The organism is Saccharothrix sp. ALI-22-I, from assembly GCF_001984175.1.
Taxonomy (GTDB): Bacteria; Actinomycetota; Actinomycetes; order Mycobacteriales; family Pseudonocardiaceae; genus Actinosynnema.
This window is the reverse complement of the sequence record NZ_MTQP01000068.1, coordinates 491,690-508,767: the sequence shown is the minus strand read 5'-3', so window position 1 is coordinate 508,767 and position 17,078 is coordinate 491,690. Positions and strand designations below refer to the sequence as shown.

The window sequence follows — 17,078 nt, the reverse complement described above, 5'->3', positions numbered from 1 at the left end:
ACGCGGGCGAACAAACCCGCAGGTCAGAGCGGATTTCACACGGGTCGGAAGCTCGGCTCCGCAGTCGACACGGTCACCGAGTTGAGCAGCCGCTCCAGCGCCGACTCCACGTCTTCCTTCCACGAGGACGCGCTGCGCAGCTCCAGCCGCAACCGCGGCCACCGGGGGTGGGGGCGCAAGGTCTTGAAGCCGACCTGCAACAGGAAGTCGGCCGGCGTGACGCAGCCCGGCCCGTCCTCGTCCGGCCTGGCATCGCCGAACGCCTCGATCGCCCGCACGCCACGACGGGTGAGGTCCTTGGCCACCGTCTGCACCAGCACCCGACCGAGGCCGCCGCCGCGGAACTCCGGCAGCACCTCCAGGCCGGTCATCAGCACCGCGTCGGGGCTGACCGGGGAGGTGGGGAACGCCAGTGACCTGGGCACGGCCGCGGGCGGGGCGTAGAAGACCGAACCGGCGGGGATGCCGTCGTTGTAGATGATCCGGCCGCAGGAACCCCACTCCAGCAGGACGCTGGACACCCAGGCTTCCTTCTCGAACTCGGTGTCCCCGAACTCCTCGGCCTGATCCTTCAGGTGCGGCGCGAGTTCCCAGAACACACAGGTCCGGGTGTGCTTGGAGAGGTGCTCCAGGTTGTCCAAGGTGACGCCCACGACACGACGCGACACCCGGACCTCCAAGCCCCCGAATACATCCCTCACGAGGATAGGCGGATGTGACCCCGCCCGGAAGGCAGATGCCCCGAACGGGACGGCCGTTACACTCGGGCGGGAACAAACCCGCCGGTAACGCCCCACCTACTGGAGTTTCCCGTGAATCAACCCGGACAACCTGCCAAGCAGGGAGCCAGAAGCCTCGATCCCCATCTGCGCAGGTACGCGGCGCGCACGGCGGGCATGACGGCATCGGAGATCCGGGCACTCTTCGCGGTGGCGAGCAGGCCTGAGGTGGTGTCCCTGGCGGGAGGGATGCCCCACCTGGCAGCACTGCCGCTGGACTCGCTCAGCGCCGAGGTGGCCGATGTCATCGCCACCGACGGCCTGGTCGCCCTCCAGTACGGCAGCGCGCACGGCGTCCCCGAGTTGCGCGAGCAGATCTGCGAAGTCATGGCGTTGGAGGGCATCAAGGCCCACCCGGACGACGTGGTGGTGACCGTCGGCTCCCAGATGGGCCTCGACATGGTCACCCGCATCTTCTGCGACCCCGGTGACGTGGTGCTGGCCGAGGGCCCGTCGTACGTGGGCGCGCTCGGGTCGTTCGCCGCCTACCAGGCGCAGGTCGTGCACGTCGGCATGGACGCGGACGGCCTGATGCCGGACGCGTTGCGGGAAGCCATCGCGGCCGTCGAGCGCACCGGGCAGCGGATCAAGTTCCTCTACACGATCCCGAACTTCCACAACCCGGCCGGCGTGACGCTCGCCGTCCAGCGCCGGGCCGAGGTGCTGGAGATCTGCCGCACGCACGGCATCCTCGTGGTCGAGGACAACCCGTACGGCCTGCTCGGCTTCGACGGCATCACCTACCCGGCGCTGCGGTCGACCGACCCGGACAACGTGGTCTACCTCGGCTCGTTCTCCAAGACCTTCGCGGCCGGCCTGCGGGTCGGCTGGGTACTCGCGCCGCACGCGGTGCGGGAGAAGCTGGTGCTGGCCGCCGAGTCGGCCACGCTGTGCCCGCCGACGCTCAACCAGCTGATCGTGTCGCGCTACCTGGCCACGCACGACTGGAAGGGTCAGATCAAGACCTACCGCGAGGCCTACCAGGAACGGCGTGACGCGGCGATCTCGTCGTTGGAGCAGCACATGCCGCTTGGTTCCACGTGGAACAAGCCGAACGGCGGGTTCTACGTGTGGGTGACCGTCCCGGAGGGCGTCGACACCAAGGCGATGCTGCCGCGTGCCATCACCCAACGTGTCGCGTACGCGTCGGGCACCGGTTTCTACGCCGATGGCCTCGGCAGCCGCCAGCTCCGCCTCTCGTACTGCTACCCGACGCCCGAACGCATCCGCGAGGGCGTGCGGCGGCTCGCGAACGTCATCAAGGACGAGATCGAGCTGCACGAGACGTTCGGCCCCACGATCGGCCGCGCGGTCTCCGGTCCGCACAGCCCATCGCCCGACACCGCTTGATCAGGAGTAGAGAGTTGTCGAACCGCTGGGTCGCAGTCCTGTCCGGGGGCCTTTCGCACGAGCGGGAGGTGTCGTTGCGATCCGGTCGCCGACTGTCCGCCGCCCTCCGCTCGGCCGGCCTGGTCGTGGAGGAGTGGGATGCCGACGGCAACCTGCTCACCCGGCTCAAGGAGCACCGGCCGGAAGCCGTCGTGGTGGCGCTGCACGGTGGCGAGGGTGAGAACGGGTCGGTGCAGACGATCCTGGAGCTGATGGACGTGCCGTTCGTCGGCACGGACTCGCGGGCGTGCCGGCGGGCGTGGGACAAGCCGACCGCCAAGGGTGAAGTGGCCCGCGCGGGCCTGGCGACGCCGGAGTGGGCCGTGCTGCCGCACGCGACGTTCCGGGAGCTGGGTGCGCAGCCGGTGCTCGACGCGATGGTCGAACGGCTCGGGCTGCCGTTGATGCTCAAGCCGGACCAGGGTGGGTCGGCGCTGGGTGCCCAGGTGGTGCGTGACGCGGCCGAGCTGCCGACCGCGATGGTCGGCTGCCTGGCGTACGGGAACACGGTGCTCGCCGAGCGGTACGTGCAGGGCGTCGAGGTGGCCGTGACGGTGGTGGACGGGCCGGACGGGCCGTACGCCCTGCCGCCGGTGGAGATCGTGCCGGAGAACGGCGTCTACGACTACACCGCCCGGTACACGGCGGGGTTGACCGACTTCCACGCGCCGGCGCGGCTGGACGAGAAGGCGGCCCAGACGGTCGGCGAGCTGGCGGTGTCGGCGCACCGGCTGCTGGGTCTGCGGGACGTGTCGCGGACCGACGCGATCGTGGCGGCGGACGGCACGGTGTACTTCCTCGAAGTGAACGTGTCGCCCGGTTTGACCGAGACCTCGCTGCTGCCGATGGCGGTCGAGGCGGCGGGGCAGTCGCTCGGCGAGATCTACGCGGGTCTGGTGGAGCGCGCGGTCGCGCGTTAGAGGCTCTCACTTTTACCTGACGGCCCGTGTCCGATTGGACACGGGCCGTCATCGTCACCGTGACATAAGGCCCGTGGGTGATCCCTTGCGGGCAAAACGAATCCCTTTTGTCCGGTTTTTCGGTGAATCCGACGAGCTACTCAGGGGACCGAATTCGCTGCGCCGCTTCGGGTGAAATGAGCTGAACGATGCGCTCAAGGTCGTCCACGGACCCGAACTCGACCACGATCCGGCCCTTGCGCTGACCCAACTCGACCTTCACCCGGGTGTCGAAGTTGTCCGACAACCGCTCCGCCAGCTCCTGCAGACCGGGCGCCTGCATCTGCTTGCGCCGGACCTGCTTCGCCTTGGCGGGCTCGGCGCTCTTGGCGAGCGTCACCGCCTCCTCGGTCGCGCGGACCGACATGCCCTCCGCGACGATCCGGGTCGCCAACTCCTCCTGCACGCCGGGGTCGTCGATCCCGAGCAGCGCACGGGCGTGGCCGGCGGACAGCACGCCCGCCGCGACCCGCCGCTGCACGGGGAGGGGCAGCTTCAGCAGCCGGATGGTGTTGGTGACGACCGGGCGACTGCGGCCGATGCGGTCGGCCAGCTCCTCGTGCGTCACGCCGAACTCCTCCAGCAGCTGCTGGTAGGCCGACGCCTCTTCCAACGGGTTCAGCTGGACGCGGTGGATGTTCTCCAGCAGCGCGTCACGCAGCATCACGTCGTCGGCGGTCTGCCGGACGATCGCCGGGATCGTCTTCAGGCCGGCGAGCTGGGTGGCCCGCCACCGCCGCTCGCCCATGACGAGCTCGTAGGTGTCCGGCCCGCTGGCACGCACCACGATCGGCTGCATGAGGCCGAACTCGCGGATCGAGTGCTCCAGCTCCCGCAGCGCTTCCTCGTCGAAGACCTGACGCGGCTGCTTCGGGTTGGTGCGGATCGCGGTGACCGGCAGCTCCTGGTACACCGCGCCGGCCACCTCCCCGGACACGTCTGGCAGCGCAGGAGTGGACGACGAGCCGTTGGACACAGCCCGGAGCGGCGTCGGTGCCGCCTGTGTGCCCGGCGGTGGGCCGCTCGGGATCAGGGCCGCGAGCCCGCGACCGAGGCCACCCTTGCGCTGTTCCGTCATGCCTGCCCCATCTCCGCGCCGAACTCGGCGATCTCCCGTGCCGCGTCGAGGTAGCTCATCGCGCCCCGTGAGCCGGGATCGTAGGTGAGCACCGTCTGCGCGAATCCTGGTGCCTCGGACACCTTCACGCTGCGCGGGATCACTGTTTTGAGGACCGTGTCGCCGAAGTGGCCGCGCACCTCGCTGGTCACCTGGTCGGCCAGCTTCGTGCGGCCGTCGTACATGGTGAGCAGGATGGTGGACACGTTCAGCGTCGGGTTCAGGTGCGCCTGGACGAGTTCGATGTTGCGCAGCAGCTGCCCCAGACCCTCCAGTGCGTAGTACTCGCACTGGATCGGGATCAGCACCTCCTGCGCGGCGACCATCGCGTTGACGGTCAGCAGACCGAGCGACGGCGGGCAGTCGATGAACACGTAGTCCGGCTTGATCGGATCCAGCGCCTCGGGGCTCAGCGCCTCCTTCAGCCGGGACTCGCGGGCCACCATCGAGACCAGTTCGATCTCGGCGCCCGCGAGGTCGATCGTGGCGGGCACGCAGTAGAGGTTGGGGGACTGGTTGCTGACCTGAGCCGCCTCGGTGACCGACAGCTCACCGATCAGCACCTCGTACACCGACGGGGTGCCCGAGCGGTGCTCGACGGCCAACGCGGTACTCGCGTTGCCCTGCGGGTCGAGGTCGATGACGAGGACCTTGAGCCCGTGGATCGCGAGAGCGGCGGCCAGGTTCACCGTGCTCGTGGTCTTGCCGACGCCACCCTTCTGGTTGGCGACGACCATGATCCGACGACGGTCCGGACGGGGGAGTTGGAGGGAGTCGGGGTGCAGGACGCGGGTGGCGCGTGCCGCTTCTTCCGCGATGGGTGTCCACACGGTGCTGTCTCCTGCCGGTTCCACGTTGTTAGCCAAGTCTGAGTTGCCTACCGGACGGAGCACTTCGCCCGCGCCCACCACACCTTCGGGTTCGGTTTCACGTGAAACACCGGCCGCTTGGAACACCGGTTGCAGGGGGTCGGGGTACACGTTCACCGATCCTTCCTTCTGCGACGCGCGCCTTCACGGCGGCTCGCCTGCTCGTCGCGCTCCACGAGCACGACCGTCGTCGGCAGTTCGAGGACATCGCCACCGCAGGTGATGACGCGCGACCGGACACCTCCGGCCCTGCGCACCACCTCGGCGTCGCGTTCCAGTTCTTCCGCGGCGCTCTCGCCCTTGAGAGCGACCAGACGTCCACCGGGCCGCAGCAGCGGCATGCACCACCGCGTCAGCCGCTCCAGCGGGGCCACCGCGCGGGCCGTCACGACATCGCTGTCGGCCAGCTGGTTGCGCACCGCCGTCTCCTCGGCTCGGCCGCGGATCACGGTGACCTTGAGGTCGAGTGCCTCGACGCACTCGGTCAACCACGCCACCCGACGTGCCATCGGCTCCAGGAGCGTGAGGTCGAGATCCGGCCGCACGATCGCCAGGGGGATGCCCGGCAAGCCCGCGCCCGAGCCTACGTCCACGACCCGTGAACCTTCGGGAAGCAACTCCGCAACGACGGCCGAATTGAGGATGTGACGGTCCCAGAGCCGGTCGACCTCGCGCGGGCCGATGAGCCCGCGCTCGACGCCGTGCTCGGTGAGCAGTGCCGTGAAGGCGACCGCCTTGTCGTAGTGGTCACCGAAGACCTTCTTCGCGCGGTCTTCCACCTCTGCGGCCATGACTCCATCCGGGACGTTTCACGTGAAACCACACACGACGCCGCCGGCGACCGGTGTGGGCGATGGGTTGGGCTTCTCGTCAGTGGGCGGGTGAGGCCCGCGAGATGTGCCGGTGCCCACTATGACGGATCACCCCGGCGACACGCCAAATCGAAGTGACCAGATCGACGGCGTTTCACGTGAAACTTGGGATCCGGCCGTCCTCGGGCAGGGTGCGGAGGAGTTCGAGCGCGTAGTCGACCGACTCGACGTGGTCGAGCTGGGGGATCTCGTCGAGCGGGAACCACGCCGCCTGGTCCGTGCTGCCGTCCACCTCGAAGGTGAGTTCGCCGCCGACGACGTGTGCCTCGTACATGATCCGGATGCGGTGGTAGTCGACCTCGACGCCGTTGCGGAGCATCGGGCCGTAGACGTTCTGGATGCCGAGCAGGCGGTCGACCTCGGCCCGGTAGCCGGTCTCCTCGAACACCTCGCGGATCACCGCGTCGTACGGGTCCTCGCCGTGGCCGAGCCCGCCGCCGGGCAGGATCCACATCGGCCGGTCCGGACCCAACCACCGGGAGAGCAGCAGCCGACCGTCTTCGATGATCACAGCGTAGGCGGCGACACGGAGGTTGCGGATGATCTCAGTCATGCCGCGACCGTTTCACGTGAAACAGGGCGAGGGGAAGGGATTGCGATGTACGCGATCAGACCGGGAGTGCTGAGCACGATGGGACACCCGCACGACCTCCAGCACGTCACCGATCTGGCGGCGGCCGGCGTGGACGTGATCGTGTGCGCGCTGACCGAGACGGAGTTGGCGGAACTGGAGCTGGAAGGGGAGGGGCAGGCGGCACGGGACGCAGGCATGCCGTTCCACTGGGTGCCGATCCCGGACTTCGGCGTGCCCGCTGCCGCGTTGGAGTTGGACGCGGTGGTGGAGGAGATGCGCGCGGGCCGGCACGTCCTGGTGCACTGCTGGGGTGGGATCGGTCGGTCGTCGTTGGTGGCCGGTGCGCTGCTGGTGATGGACGGGGCGTCACCCGAGGCGGCGTGGCAGGCGATCGGTGCGGCGCGCGGGCGGGACGTGCCGGAGACCGACGAGCAGCGGGCGTGGCTGACCACGTTCGCTCAGGCGCGGTTCTGGGACGACCAGGCGGCGACGTTCGACGAGGAACCCGACCACGGGCTGCGCGACCCGGACGTGCGGCGGGCGTGGGCCGACCTGCTCCTGCCGTTGCTGCCGCCCACGCCCGCGTCCGTGGTCGACCTCGGATGCGGCACGGGCAGCCTCACCGCGTTGCTCGCCGAAGCCGGGTACGAGGTGTACGGGCTGGACCTGTCCGCGCGCATGGTCGCCGCGGCACGGGCGAAGGTCGCAGGGGTGGAGTTCCGCCAGGGCGACGCCGCGCGCCCGCCGTACCCCGCCGAGTCGTTCGACGTGGTGCTGGCGCGGCACGTGCTGTGGGCGTTGCCCGACCCGGCCGCCGCGCTCGACCGGTGGCGCGCCCTGCTCAAGCCGGGCGGACGCCTGGTGCTGGTCGAGGGGCGCTGGTCCACCGGCGCCGGGCTCACCGCCGCCGAGTGCGTGGCGCTGCTGGGGGAGGGGGACGTCCGGCCGCTCACCGACCCGTCGCTCTGGGGGCGGGAGATCAGCGACGAGCGGTACCTGGTGCTGGGTCGATGACCAGCCGGCAGCAACAGGTCATCGGCTCGGACCCGCCGTGGTCCCGCTCCTAGCGTGGGCAACCACCGAGCCACGGGGGAGACATGACACACGGACCGCACCACGACGCGTCGCCCGACACCACGCCACCAGGACCAACGGTCGTCCTGCCTCCGGAGCCGCCGATGCCTCCAGAGCCACCCGCGCCCGCCCAGCGTCCGCCACGACCACCGATCACCTTCAACAACACCGTCGGCACCGCGCTGCGCAAGTACTTCCACCTCGACGGCCGCGCGTCACGCCCCGAGTACTGGCTGCTCGTCTTGTTCAACGACGTCCTGTGCCTCGGCCTGCTGGCGCTCGGAGCCGTGTGGAGCGGCTTCGGGGCCCTCGCCGTCGTCAGCTACCTGGGCTTGCTGATCCCGCTCTTCACCGCCGGCATCCGACGCCTGCACGACACGGGACGCTCCGGCCACTGGTACTGGCTGGCCTTCCTGCCGTTCGGCAGTCTCGTCCTCATCGTCTTCTTGGCGGGCCGGAGCCAGCCACACCCGAACCGCTACGGGCCGTGAAACGCGAAACGGCCCCGGCTCCCACCAAGGGGAACCGGGGCCGCTCGACGTGAAGCCACTCAGGGCTTGGGCAGCACCACCACGCGGCGCTGCGGCTCCTCGCCCTCGCTCTCGCTGTGCACGCCCGCCACCGAGGCGACGGCGTCGTGCACGACCTTCCGCTCGAACGGCGTCATCGGGTGCAGCCGCACCTTCTCGCCGGTCGACAGCACCTTCTCCGCGGTCGTCCGGCCGAGGTCGGCGAGTTCGGCACGCCGTCCGGCGCGCCACCCGGCGATGTCCAACATGAGCCGGCTGCGCACACCCGTCTCCTGCTGCACGGCGAGCCGGGTCAACTCCTGCAACGACTCCAGGACCGTGCCGCGGGTACCGACCAGCTTCTCCAGGTCGTCACCGCCGTCGATGCTCACGATCGCCCGACCCGCCTCGACGTCGAGGTCGATGTCGCCGTCGTAGTCGAGCAGGTCCAACAGTCGCTCCAGGTAGTCCCCGGCGATGTCGCCCTCTTGGACGAGCAGGTCCTCCGGACTCCCCGACCGCGCCGGCCGGGCTTCGTCGGCCTCCGGTACGTCCACGTCGGCCGCCTGCAACGTCTCCGACACGATGTCTCCTCTCCAGGGTCAACGACGCTTCTTGTTGCCCTGTTTCTTGCTTGGGGATCGGTCTGGGCTCAGACCGGGAATCTCGGTGGACGGCGTCGCGGTCTCGGTGGACTCGCTCCCATCCGACGGTGTGCCGGCCGGTGCCGGCGTCGCGGCGGCTGCGGGCTGCGTGCCCGCGGGCTTGCGTGGCTGCGGCTTCTGACCGGGCCTCGGCTTGGTGACCGGCTTCGCGCCCGGCTTCGGCGCGAGTGCCTGGCGCTGCGCGGTCGCCTCGACCTTCTTCGCCTCTTCCTCGCGGTCGATGCGGTGGTACACCACGTACTGCTGCCCCAGCGTCCACGCGTTGTTGCTCAGCCAGTAGAGCAGGATCGCGACGGGGAAGAAGAGGCCACCGACCAGCACGCCTACCGGGAAGATGTAGAGCGTCAGCTTGTTCATGATCGCGGTCTGCGGGTTGTCCGTCGCGGCCTGCGTCTGCCGGGCCACCGAGTGGCGCGCGGTGAAGTGCGTGGCGATCGACGCGATGATCATCAGCGGGATCGAGACGAACAGCACCGCGTTGCGGCTGGTGGCGAACTGCGCCAGCTCGTTGGCGGGCATCGTGATGAACGTGGACAGGTTCGCGCCGAACAGCTTGGCGTTGACGAACGACTCCACGCCCTGCGCGTCGAAGTAGTAGACCTCGCCCCAGCCGGGCCGGAACGAGCGCAGCACGTGGAACAGGCCGATGAACACCGGGATCTGCACCAGCATCGGCAGGCAGCCGCCCAGCGGGTTGACGCCGTGCTCCGACTGGAGCTTCTGCATCTCCTGCGCCTGGCGCTGCTTGTCGTTCGCGTACTTCTTCTTGATCTTCTGCAGCTCGGGCGCGAACTCCTGCATCTTGCGCATCGAGCGGACCTGGCCGACGAACGGCTTGAACAGGATCGCGCGCAGCGTGAAGACGAGGAACACCACCGCGAAGGCCCACGCGAACCCGCTTGATTCGCCGAAGACGTGACCGAACACCCAGTGCCAACACCACAGGATGAAGGACACCGGGTAGTAGATGAAGTCGAGCACTAGCTACTCCTCGGCAGAAAGGTCGGGGACCGCGTTTCGCCTCGGCGGAACCGGGTCCAGGCCACCAGGGTGCCAGGGTCCGCAGCGGCCCAGCCGGCGCAGGGTCAGCCAGGAACCGCGCAGCGCACCGTGGACGGTCAACGCCTCCACCGCGTACGCACTGCAACTCGGGTGGAAACGGCAGGTCGGGGGCAGTGCCGGTGAGATGAACTTCCGGTAGAAGCGCACCGGCAGCAGCAACGCCCGAACGACGGGGCTCACCTGGACGGTCGTCATCGCAGCACCTTGTGCAGCGCCGCGTCGAGGTCACGGCCGAGGCTGGCGCTGTCCGCATCGGCTGCCGGTGCCAACGCGCGCACGACCAGCGAAGTTCCGGGCGGCAGCAGGTCGAGCCGATCCCGCACCAGGTGCCGCAGCCTGCGACTCACCCGGTGCCGGACCACGGAGTTGCCCACGGCCTTGCTCACGACGAAGCCCACCTTGGACGGGTCCAAGGTGGGCTGCGCCGAGGTACTCGGTACCGCCGAGGCGCCATTAGACGCCGCCGAGGTACGTAGCTCCGCCGAAGCGCCGTCAGATGCCGCCGAGGTACGTGGTCCCGCCGAGACGGCATCACGTGCCGCCGACGTCAGGACGTGCACCACCAGCCGTGACCGGCCGGCCCGGCGGCCTCGGCGGACCACCAGGCCGAAGTCCTGGCTGCGGGTCAGCCGATGGGCCGCGGGTAGCACGGCGCTGCGGCGATCAGGCGGACAGCTGCTGGCGGCCCTTGCCACGGCGCGCGGCCAGGATGGCGCGACCGGCACGGGTGCGCATGCGCAGCCGGAACCCGTGCGTCTTGGCGCGGCGGCGGTTGTTGGGCTGGAAGGTGCGCTTACCCTTGCTCACGGTCGGACTCCCGGTGCTTAACTGCCAAGCAGGTCTGTGGTTGTCCCCAGCGAACAAGCCTTAGGCGCGCGAAAAGCACCCCACGCAAGCGGGAGACGCTTACGAGAGTACGCAGCCCAGGGGGCGAGGTTCAAATCGGGGTCGCACCCGGGCACGCAGCGCGACCTTCCCCGGGCACGTAACCCACTTGCGGGGTGGGTACGCCTTGTGGCATGGCTCGCACCTTGTTAGCGTGCTGCCTTCGCGGATAGGCGCGGGCCGGGTCCAGAGGTGGGGCCCAGAGATCGGGCAGAGCCGCCGCCACACGGGACCGCAAGTGCTCGGAAGCAACGGGGGGATCCGCTGCGCTCCGAGGCGCGTTCGTGCACAGTTGTGGATAACTCTGTGGATGCCTCTATTCTCCGTGTCCACGTCGTGGAAGTTCCCCGGGGGACTGACCGCGGAGCCGTCACCGAGGGGAGGGGAACGCGGAGGTGTCCAACCACCAGGCCGATCTGGGTCTCGTGTGGGAGCAGGTCGTGCAGGAGCTAGCCGCCAGCACGTTGTCTCCCCAACAGCGCGCTTGGATGCGCGTGACCCGACCGATCGGGCTGCTCGACGGGACCGCGCTGCTCGCCGCGCCGAGCGACTTCGCCAAGGAAGCGATCGAGCGCGCGCTGCGCGAGCCCATCACCGCCGCTCTGTCCCGTCGACTGGGCCGAGCCGTGTCACTGGCAGTGAAGGTCGATTCACCCGATCCCGTGACGGCGCCGATCCCGGTGCCCACCGCGGTGCCCGGCCCCGTGCCGGGACCGGGTCCGGGCGGGCCGATGCCGGTCAACGGCGGGCTCGTGGTCGAGGCGGAGACCGAGGGCGATACCGACGGTGAGGGCGAGGAGGTCGACGAGGAGGTCGAAGCGCTCGCCACCGTGACCGAGATCTGGCCCACGTTCGGCGGTGGTCAGGGTCACGCCGCGCCGAGCGGCATGCCGTACACCCGACCGGCCAACCCGGTCGCCTCGCAGACCAGGCTGAACGAGAAGTACAACTTCGACACCTTCGTGATCGGCGCGTCCAACCGCTTCGCGCACGCCGCCGCGGTGGCCGTCGCCGAAGCGCCGGCCCGTGCGTACAACCCCCTGTTCATCTGGGGCGAGTCCGGGCTCGGCAAGACGCACCTGCTGCACGCCGTCGGGCACTACGCCCAGCGGCTGTTCCCCGGGATGCGCGTGCGGTACGTGTCGACCGAGGAGTTCACCAACGACTTCATCAACTCCCTGCGCGACGACCGCAAGGTCGCCTTCCAGCGCCGGTACCGGGACATCGACGTGCTGCTGGTCGATGACATCCAGTTCCTGGAGGGCAAGGAAGGCACGCAGGAGGAGTTCTTCCACACGTTCAACACGCTGCACAACTCGAACAAGCAGATCGTGGTGTCCTCCGACCGGCCGCCCAAGCGGTTGGAGACGCTGGAGGACCGGCTGCGGACGCGGTTCGAGTGGGGTCTGATCACCGACATCCAGCCGCCCGAGCTGGAGACCCGGATCGCCATCCTGCGCAAGAAGGCGGCCCAGGACCGACTCGCGGCGCCCGCCGAGGTGCTGGAGTTCATCGCGGCGCGGATCGAGCGCAACATCCGCGAGCTCGAAGGGGCCCTGATCCGCGTGACGGCGTTCGCGTCGTTGAACCGGCAGCCGGTGGACGTGCAGCTGGCGGAGATAGTGCTGCGCGACCTCATCCCGGACTCCCACGCGCCCGAGATCACCGCGCCGACGATCATGGCGGTCACGGCGGAGTTCTTCAGCGTGTCCATAGACGATCTGTGCGGGCCCGGTAAGACGAAGGTGCTGGCCCAGGCGAGGCAGATCTCGATGTACCTGTGCCGCGAGTTGACGGACCTCTCGCTGCCGAAGATCGGCCAGACGTTCGGCGGCCGGGACCACACGACGGTCATGCACGCGGACAAGAAGATCCGCAAGGAGATGGCCGAGCGCCGCCGGGTCTACGAGCAGGTGCAGGAACTGACCTCGCGCATCAAGCAGCGCGCCCGCCACACCCCCTGACCGCGCAAACGCTTGCGCCTACCCGCGCCTGACCGAGCGCGCGTACTGGACGACCGCCCAAGACGCCCTCCGTGCACCATCGGGGGGCGTCTTGGCGTTCGGCGTGCGTCCGGCATCGCCCGCGGCTGGAGCACCTCCCTGACCGACCTGGTGGCGTGACACCACGAGCCGGCCGTCCGCACGGCGAGGCAGGCTCTCGGCCCCCACCGCGCCCGGCCCACCGCCCGCCCGGCGCTCCTCGTCCCCGGGTGGCGCCCGCCGCACCCGGGGACGACCCGAGCCGCACCCGGGTGCGCCCGCGATCGACCACCGAATCGCCGACGTCACCCGGGGGCGACGCCAGTTGCGGGGAGCGGTGGACGGCCTGAACCCGGGTGCGGCGGCCCGGTGGGCGGTCGCTTGAGGGCGGGTTCGGGGCCGTTTTGGGCGGATTCGGCGTCGGGACCAGTGGGGGTCAATTGCCGTCGCCCGTGTGGGTTACCTCCGCCCCACCTGGGCCGGACCCCGGGCGCCCGCGGCGGGGATCAGGGGCTCAGCCGCAGGCAGACAGGCAGGTGAACGACCGGCCACGAGTTGTCCACAGCCCCAGAAAAGTGCCCCGTGGGGGGAGATTCGGCCCACCATCACCCTGTGCAGCACCCGGGTACAACTCGGCCCACACCCGGGGATTAACCCGGGGACAACTCGGCCTCCCTGTGGACCGAACGGACCACCGCCGTAGTTCTCCCCGGGTGCGCCGACTTGTCCCCGGGTGACACCCCGTGTTCATCCACACCACCAAGTGGGCGACACGCTGCGGAAACAGACGTTGTCCACACAATCCACAACCCTTACTGCTGTTGCTGTTGTCTTCCCTTGAAGAGATGAACAAAGAAAAAACAGGCGGCGGTCGAGCCCGGGGACGAGCGCTCCGCACCGCTTCGCCCCGGGTGTGGCCCCGAGGTGACGAAGCACGCCCCGACGCTCTACGGTGGGGAGCCTCCGCGCCGAGGGTCGGAAGATCCGGCGAGGGACGCGGCTCCCAACCCCACCGCAACGCAGCTGTTGTCGGTCATGCCGACTTGAGGAAGGACGCCTCATGAAGATCCGCGTCGAGCGCGACGGCCTGGCCGACGCCGTCGCCTGGGTCGCCCGCAGCCTGCCGTCCAGGCCGCCTGTCCCGGTGCTCGGTGGCGTCCTGCTCGACGCCGGGGCGGAGGACGGCTCCGGCGAGGCGCTGACGGTCTCCGGTTTCGACTACGAGGTGTCCGCCCAGTGCGGCGTCCCGGCCACCATCGCCGACGGCGGCAAGGCGCTGGTCTCCGGCCGCCTGCTGGCCGACATCACCAAAGCCCTGCCCAACCACCCGGTCGAGATCGCGGTCGACGGCTCCCGGATGACGATCTCCTGCGGCAGCGCCCGCTTCAGCCTGCCGACCATGCCGGTCGAGGACTACCCGCAGCTGCCGTCCATGCCGCAGCTGGCCGGTGAGCTCCCGGGCGAGATCTTCGGCGAGGCCGTCGCCCAGGTCGCCGTCGCGGCCGGCAAGGACGACACGCTGCCGATGCTGACCGGCGTCCGGCTGGAGATCGGCGAGGGCAAGGTGACCCTCGTCGCGACCGACCGCTTCCGGCTCGCCATGCGCGAGTTCCCGTGGGAGCCGAACGAGTCCCTCGGCGAGGTCGCCGTGCTCGTCCCGGCCAAGACCCTCAACGACTCCGCGAAGACGCTCGGCGCGTCCGGCGCGAAGATCGAGCTCTCGCTGGCCGCCAACGACGGTCTGCTCGGCCTGTCCGGCACGGGCCGCCGCACGACCACCCGGCTGCTCGACGCGGACTTCCCGAAGTACCGCCAGCTGCTGCCCACCGAGCACTCGGCCGCCGCGATCATCGAGGTCGACGCGCTGGTGCAGGCGATCAAGCGGGTGTCGCTGGTCGCCGAACGCGGCACGCAGGTCCGGTTGGAGTTCGTGGACAGCAGCCTGCGCCTGTCCGCGGGCGGCGACGACGAGGGCAGCGCCGAGGAAGAGCTCCCGGTCGACTACACCGGTGACGCGGTGACCATCGCGTTCAACCCGACGTACCTCCTGGAGGGCCTCCAGGCCGTCCGCACGCCGAGGGCACACTTGTCCTTCACCACACCCAGTCGGCCCGCATTGCTCAAGCCGGTGGACGAGGATGGGAACGTGGCGCCGGGCTACCTCTACCTGCTGATGCCCGTGCGCCTGCCCGGCTGATCGACAAAGATCGACGACCACAGACGTCAGGGAAGAGGAACGACCGTGCAGCTCGGACTCGTCGGCCTCGGCAAGATGGGCTTCAACATGCGCGAGCGGATCCGCCGCGCTGGGCACGATGTGGTCGGCTACGACCGCAACCCCGAAGTCACCGATGCCGACTCGCTCGCCGACATGGTCGGCAAGCTGACCGCACCGCGCCTGGTGTGGGTCATGGTGCCCGCCGGTGACATCACCCGGCAGACCATCGCCGATCTCGGCGACCTGCTGGAGCCGGGCGACCTGGTGATCGACGGCGGCAACTCGCGCTTCACCGATGACGAGATCAACGCCAAGGCGTTGGCCGACAAGGGCATCGGCTACATGGACGCCGGCGTGTCCGGTGGCGTGTGGGGCCTGGAGAACGGCTACGGCCTGATGGTCGGCGGCGACGCCGAGCACATCGAGCGCGCCATGCCGATCTTCGACGCGCTGCGCCCGGAGGGTCCGCGCGAGGAGGGCTTCGCGCACGCGGGCTCGACCGGCGCGGGTCACTTCGCGAAGATGGTCCACAACGGCATCGAGTACGGCCTGATGCAGGCCTACGCCGAGGGCTTCGAACTGCTGGAGGCCTCGAAGCTGGTGGAGAACGTGCCGGCCACGATCAAGGCGTGGCAGCGCGGCACCGTGGTCCGCTCGTGGCTGCTGGACCTGCTGGTCCGCGCGCTGGACTCGGACCCGGAGCTGGACGACCTGCGCGGTCACGTCGAGGACTCCGGCGAGGGCCGGTGGACCGTCGAGGAAGCGATCAAGCACGCCGTGCCGGCGCCGGTGATCTCCGCCGCGCTGTTCGCCCGGTTCGCCTCCCGCCAGGACGACTCACCCGCCATGCGGGCGGTCGCGGCGCTGCGCAACCAGTTCGGTGGGCACGCCGTGCAGACCGCGGGTCCTTCGTCCGGTTCCGGCACGACCCAGAGCTGACCCGTTGTACGTGCGGCACCTGCAAGTCACCGACTTCAGGTCGTGGGAGCACGCGGACCTGGTGTTCGAGCCGGGTGTGAGCGTGCTGGTCGGGCGCAACGGCCAGGGCAAGACGAACCTGGTCGAGGCGCTCGGGTACGTGGCCACCCTGGGTTCGCACCGGGTGGCCACGGACGCGCCGCTGATCCGGCACGGCGCGTCCCGCGCGGTGGTCCGCACGGCGGTGGTGAACGAGGGGCGCGAGCTGCTGGTCGAGCTGGAGATCACGCCGGGCAAGGCGAACCGGGCGCGGATCAACCGCGGCCCGGTGCCGCGCCCGCGTGACGTGCTGGGCATCCTGCGCACGGTGCTGTTCGCGCCGGAGGACCTGGCGCTGGTGCGCGGCGACCCCGGCGAGCGGCGGCGGTTGCTGGACGAGTTGCTGACGACGCGCGCTCCGCGTTACGCCGGTGTGCGCAGCGACTACGAACGGGTGCTCAAGCAGCGGGGCGCGTTGCTCAAGAGCGTGCGTGCGTCGCGCAACGCCGACATCAGCACGCTCGACGTGTGGGACGGGCACCTGGCCCGGCACGGCGCGGAGCTGCTGGCCGCGCGGCTGGACCTGGTCGCGGACATCGCGCCGCACGTGGCCGCGGCGTACGCGGAGGTGGCGCCGGAGTCGCGGCCCGCGCGGATCGCGTACCGGTCGAGCCTGGGCGAGGCGTTCCCGGAGGCGCACGACCGGGAGGTGCTGGAGGACGCGTTGCTGGCCGAGCTGCACCGGGTGCGCGGGCAGGAGATCGAACGGGGCGTGTGCCTGGTCGGGCCGCACCGCGACGACCTCGACCTGGCGCTCGGTGACCTGCCCGCGAAGGGCTACGCCAGTCACGGAGAGTCATGGTCCTTCGCCCTGGCCCTTCGTCTGGGCGGGTACGAGTTGCTGCGTGTCGAGGGGGCCGAACCGGTGCTCGTGCTGGACGATGTGTTCGCCGAACTCGACCGCGGCCGACGTCGTCAACTGGCCAAGGTGGCGGCCGGCGCGGAGCAGGTGTTGATCACGGCGGCGGTCGCCGAGGACGTGCCCGAGGAGCTGGACGGGCTGCGTTTCGACGTCCGTGACGGGGAGGTGCGTCGTGTCTGACGAGCTGCGCCAAACGAGTGTGACCGGATCCACATCTGGGGACAACCCTGTGGATGGTGTGGATA

At 69.8% G+C, this 17,078-nt stretch carries 18 protein-coding genes; 8 read left to right on the top strand and 10 right to left on the bottom strand.

Going from position 1 to position 17,078, the window contains the following annotated elements; translation table 11 throughout:
* Positions 1–35 precede the first annotated feature (35 nt).
* On the bottom strand, positions 36–668 hold the full coding sequence (locus ALI22I_RS39100; protein ID WP_143532661.1) for a GNAT family N-acetyltransferase: 633 nt from the start codon (positions 666–668) through the stop codon (positions 36–38).
* A gap of 144 nt (positions 669–812) precedes the next feature.
* Between ALI22I_RS39100 and ALI22I_RS39095 the strand changes: the two genes are divergently transcribed.
* Positions 813–2,129 (top strand): aminotransferase-like domain-containing protein, encoded by a 1,317-nt coding sequence (locus ALI22I_RS39095; protein WP_179118505.1) that lies wholly within the window; start codon positions 813–815, stop codon positions 2,127–2,129.
* 14 nt (positions 2,130–2,143) lie between these two features.
* Positions 2,144–3,088: a D-alanine--D-alanine ligase family protein gene (locus tag ALI22I_RS39090; protein ID WP_077010612.1), complete on the top strand. Its 945-nt coding sequence runs from the start codon at positions 2,144–2,146 to the stop codon at positions 3,086–3,088.
* A 136-nt stretch (positions 3,089–3,224) separates the two neighbouring features.
* Here ALI22I_RS39090 and ALI22I_RS39085 read toward each other — a convergent pair whose 3' ends face one another.
* The 4 genes from ALI22I_RS39085 to ALI22I_RS39070 all read right to left on the bottom strand — a co-directional run bounded on the left by ALI22I_RS39085 (position 3,225) and on the right by ALI22I_RS39070 (position 6,538).
* On the bottom strand, positions 3,225–4,205 hold the full coding sequence (locus tag ALI22I_RS39085; RefSeq protein WP_077010611.1) for a ParB/RepB/Spo0J family partition protein: 981 nt from the start codon (positions 4,203–4,205) through the stop codon (positions 3,225–3,227).
* Positions 4,202–5,098 carry a ParA family protein gene (locus ALI22I_RS39080; RefSeq protein ID WP_443217000.1) on the bottom strand — a complete coding sequence of 299 codons (897 nt, stop codon included), beginning with the start codon at positions 5,096–5,098 and terminating at the stop codon, positions 4,202–4,204. Before ALI22I_RS39080 ends, ALI22I_RS39085 begins: the two co-directional genes overlap by 4 nt.
* Positions 5,099–5,226: 128 nt before the next feature.
* Positions 5,227–5,904, bottom strand: coding sequence for a 16S rRNA (guanine(527)-N(7))-methyltransferase RsmG (gene rsmG / locus ALI22I_RS39075; protein WP_077010610.1), 678 nt, complete (start codon positions 5,902–5,904; stop codon positions 5,227–5,229).
* A 175-nt stretch (positions 5,905–6,079) separates the two neighbouring features.
* Positions 6,080–6,538, bottom strand: a complete 459-nt coding sequence (locus ALI22I_RS39070; protein ID WP_077010609.1) for an NUDIX domain-containing protein — start codon at positions 6,536–6,538, stop codon at positions 6,080–6,082.
* Positions 6,539–6,583: 45 nt separating this feature from the next.
* On the opposite strand from ALI22I_RS39070, the gene ALI22I_RS39060 reads away from it, so the two are divergent.
* Together ALI22I_RS39060 and ALI22I_RS39055 are read left to right on the top strand one after the other, a co-directional pair.
* The gene (locus ALI22I_RS39060) at positions 6,584–7,573 is read left to right on the top strand and encodes a methyltransferase domain-containing protein (protein ID WP_179118504.1); all 990 of its coding nucleotides are present in this window, start codon (positions 6,584–6,586) and stop codon (positions 7,571–7,573) included.
* Between the two features lie 164 nt (positions 7,574–7,737).
* Complete coding sequence (locus ALI22I_RS39055) at positions 7,738–8,124, top strand: DUF805 domain-containing protein (protein ID WP_179118503.1); 387 nt, start codon at positions 7,738–7,740, stop codon at positions 8,122–8,124.
* A gap of 59 nt (positions 8,125–8,183) precedes the next feature.
* Here the strand turns inward: ALI22I_RS39055 and ALI22I_RS39050 are convergent, their stop codons facing one another.
* From ALI22I_RS39050 to rpmH, 5 genes are read right to left on the bottom strand one after another with little or no spacing between them, the layout of a single operon-like run.
* Complete coding sequence (locus ALI22I_RS39050) at positions 8,184–8,726, bottom strand: Jag family protein (RefSeq protein WP_077010608.1); 543 nt, start codon at positions 8,724–8,726, stop codon at positions 8,184–8,186.
* 18 nt (positions 8,727–8,744) lie between these two features.
* Positions 8,745–9,788 (bottom strand): membrane protein insertase YidC, encoded by a 1,044-nt coding sequence (yidC, locus tag ALI22I_RS39045; RefSeq protein ID WP_077010607.1) that lies wholly within the window; start codon positions 9,786–9,788, stop codon positions 8,745–8,747.
* 3 nt (positions 9,789–9,791) lie between these two features.
* Positions 9,792–10,064: a membrane protein insertion efficiency factor YidD gene (gene yidD / locus ALI22I_RS39040; RefSeq protein ID WP_077010606.1), complete on the bottom strand. Its 273-nt coding sequence runs from the start codon at positions 10,062–10,064 to the stop codon at positions 9,792–9,794.
* Positions 10,061–10,519 carry a ribonuclease P protein component gene (gene rnpA / locus ALI22I_RS39035; RefSeq protein WP_077010605.1) on the bottom strand — a complete coding sequence of 153 codons (459 nt, stop codon included), beginning with the start codon at positions 10,517–10,519 and terminating at the stop codon, positions 10,061–10,063. Before rnpA ends, yidD begins: the two co-directional genes overlap by 4 nt.
* A 13-nt stretch (positions 10,520–10,532) precedes the next feature.
* On the bottom strand, positions 10,533–10,676 hold the full coding sequence (gene rpmH, locus ALI22I_RS39030; RefSeq protein ID WP_077010604.1) for a 50S ribosomal protein L34: 144 nt from the start codon (positions 10,674–10,676) through the stop codon (positions 10,533–10,535).
* 473 nt (positions 10,677–11,149) lie between these two features.
* Between rpmH and dnaA the strand changes: the two genes are divergently transcribed.
* The 4 genes from dnaA (at position 11,150) to recF (ending at position 17,013) form a co-directional block, all read left to right on the top strand.
* Positions 11,150–12,718, top strand: coding sequence for a chromosomal replication initiator protein DnaA (gene dnaA / locus ALI22I_RS39025; RefSeq protein WP_077010603.1), 1,569 nt, complete (start codon positions 11,150–11,152; stop codon positions 12,716–12,718).
* Between the two features lie 1,078 nt (positions 12,719–13,796).
* On the top strand, positions 13,797–14,933 hold the full coding sequence (gene dnaN / locus ALI22I_RS39020) for a DNA polymerase III subunit beta (RefSeq protein WP_077010602.1): 1,137 nt from the start codon (positions 13,797–13,799) through the stop codon (positions 14,931–14,933).
* Positions 14,934–14,978: 45 nt separating this feature from the next.
* Positions 14,979–15,893, top strand: coding sequence for a phosphogluconate dehydrogenase (NAD(+)-dependent, decarboxylating) (gene gnd / locus ALI22I_RS39015; protein ID WP_077010601.1), 915 nt, complete (start codon positions 14,979–14,981; stop codon positions 15,891–15,893).
* Between the two features lie 4 nt (positions 15,894–15,897).
* Positions 15,898–17,013 carry a DNA replication/repair protein RecF gene (gene recF / locus ALI22I_RS39010; protein WP_077010600.1) on the top strand — a complete coding sequence of 372 codons (1,116 nt, stop codon included), beginning with the start codon at positions 15,898–15,900 and terminating at the stop codon, positions 17,011–17,013.
* Positions 17,014–17,078 lie beyond the last annotated feature (65 nt).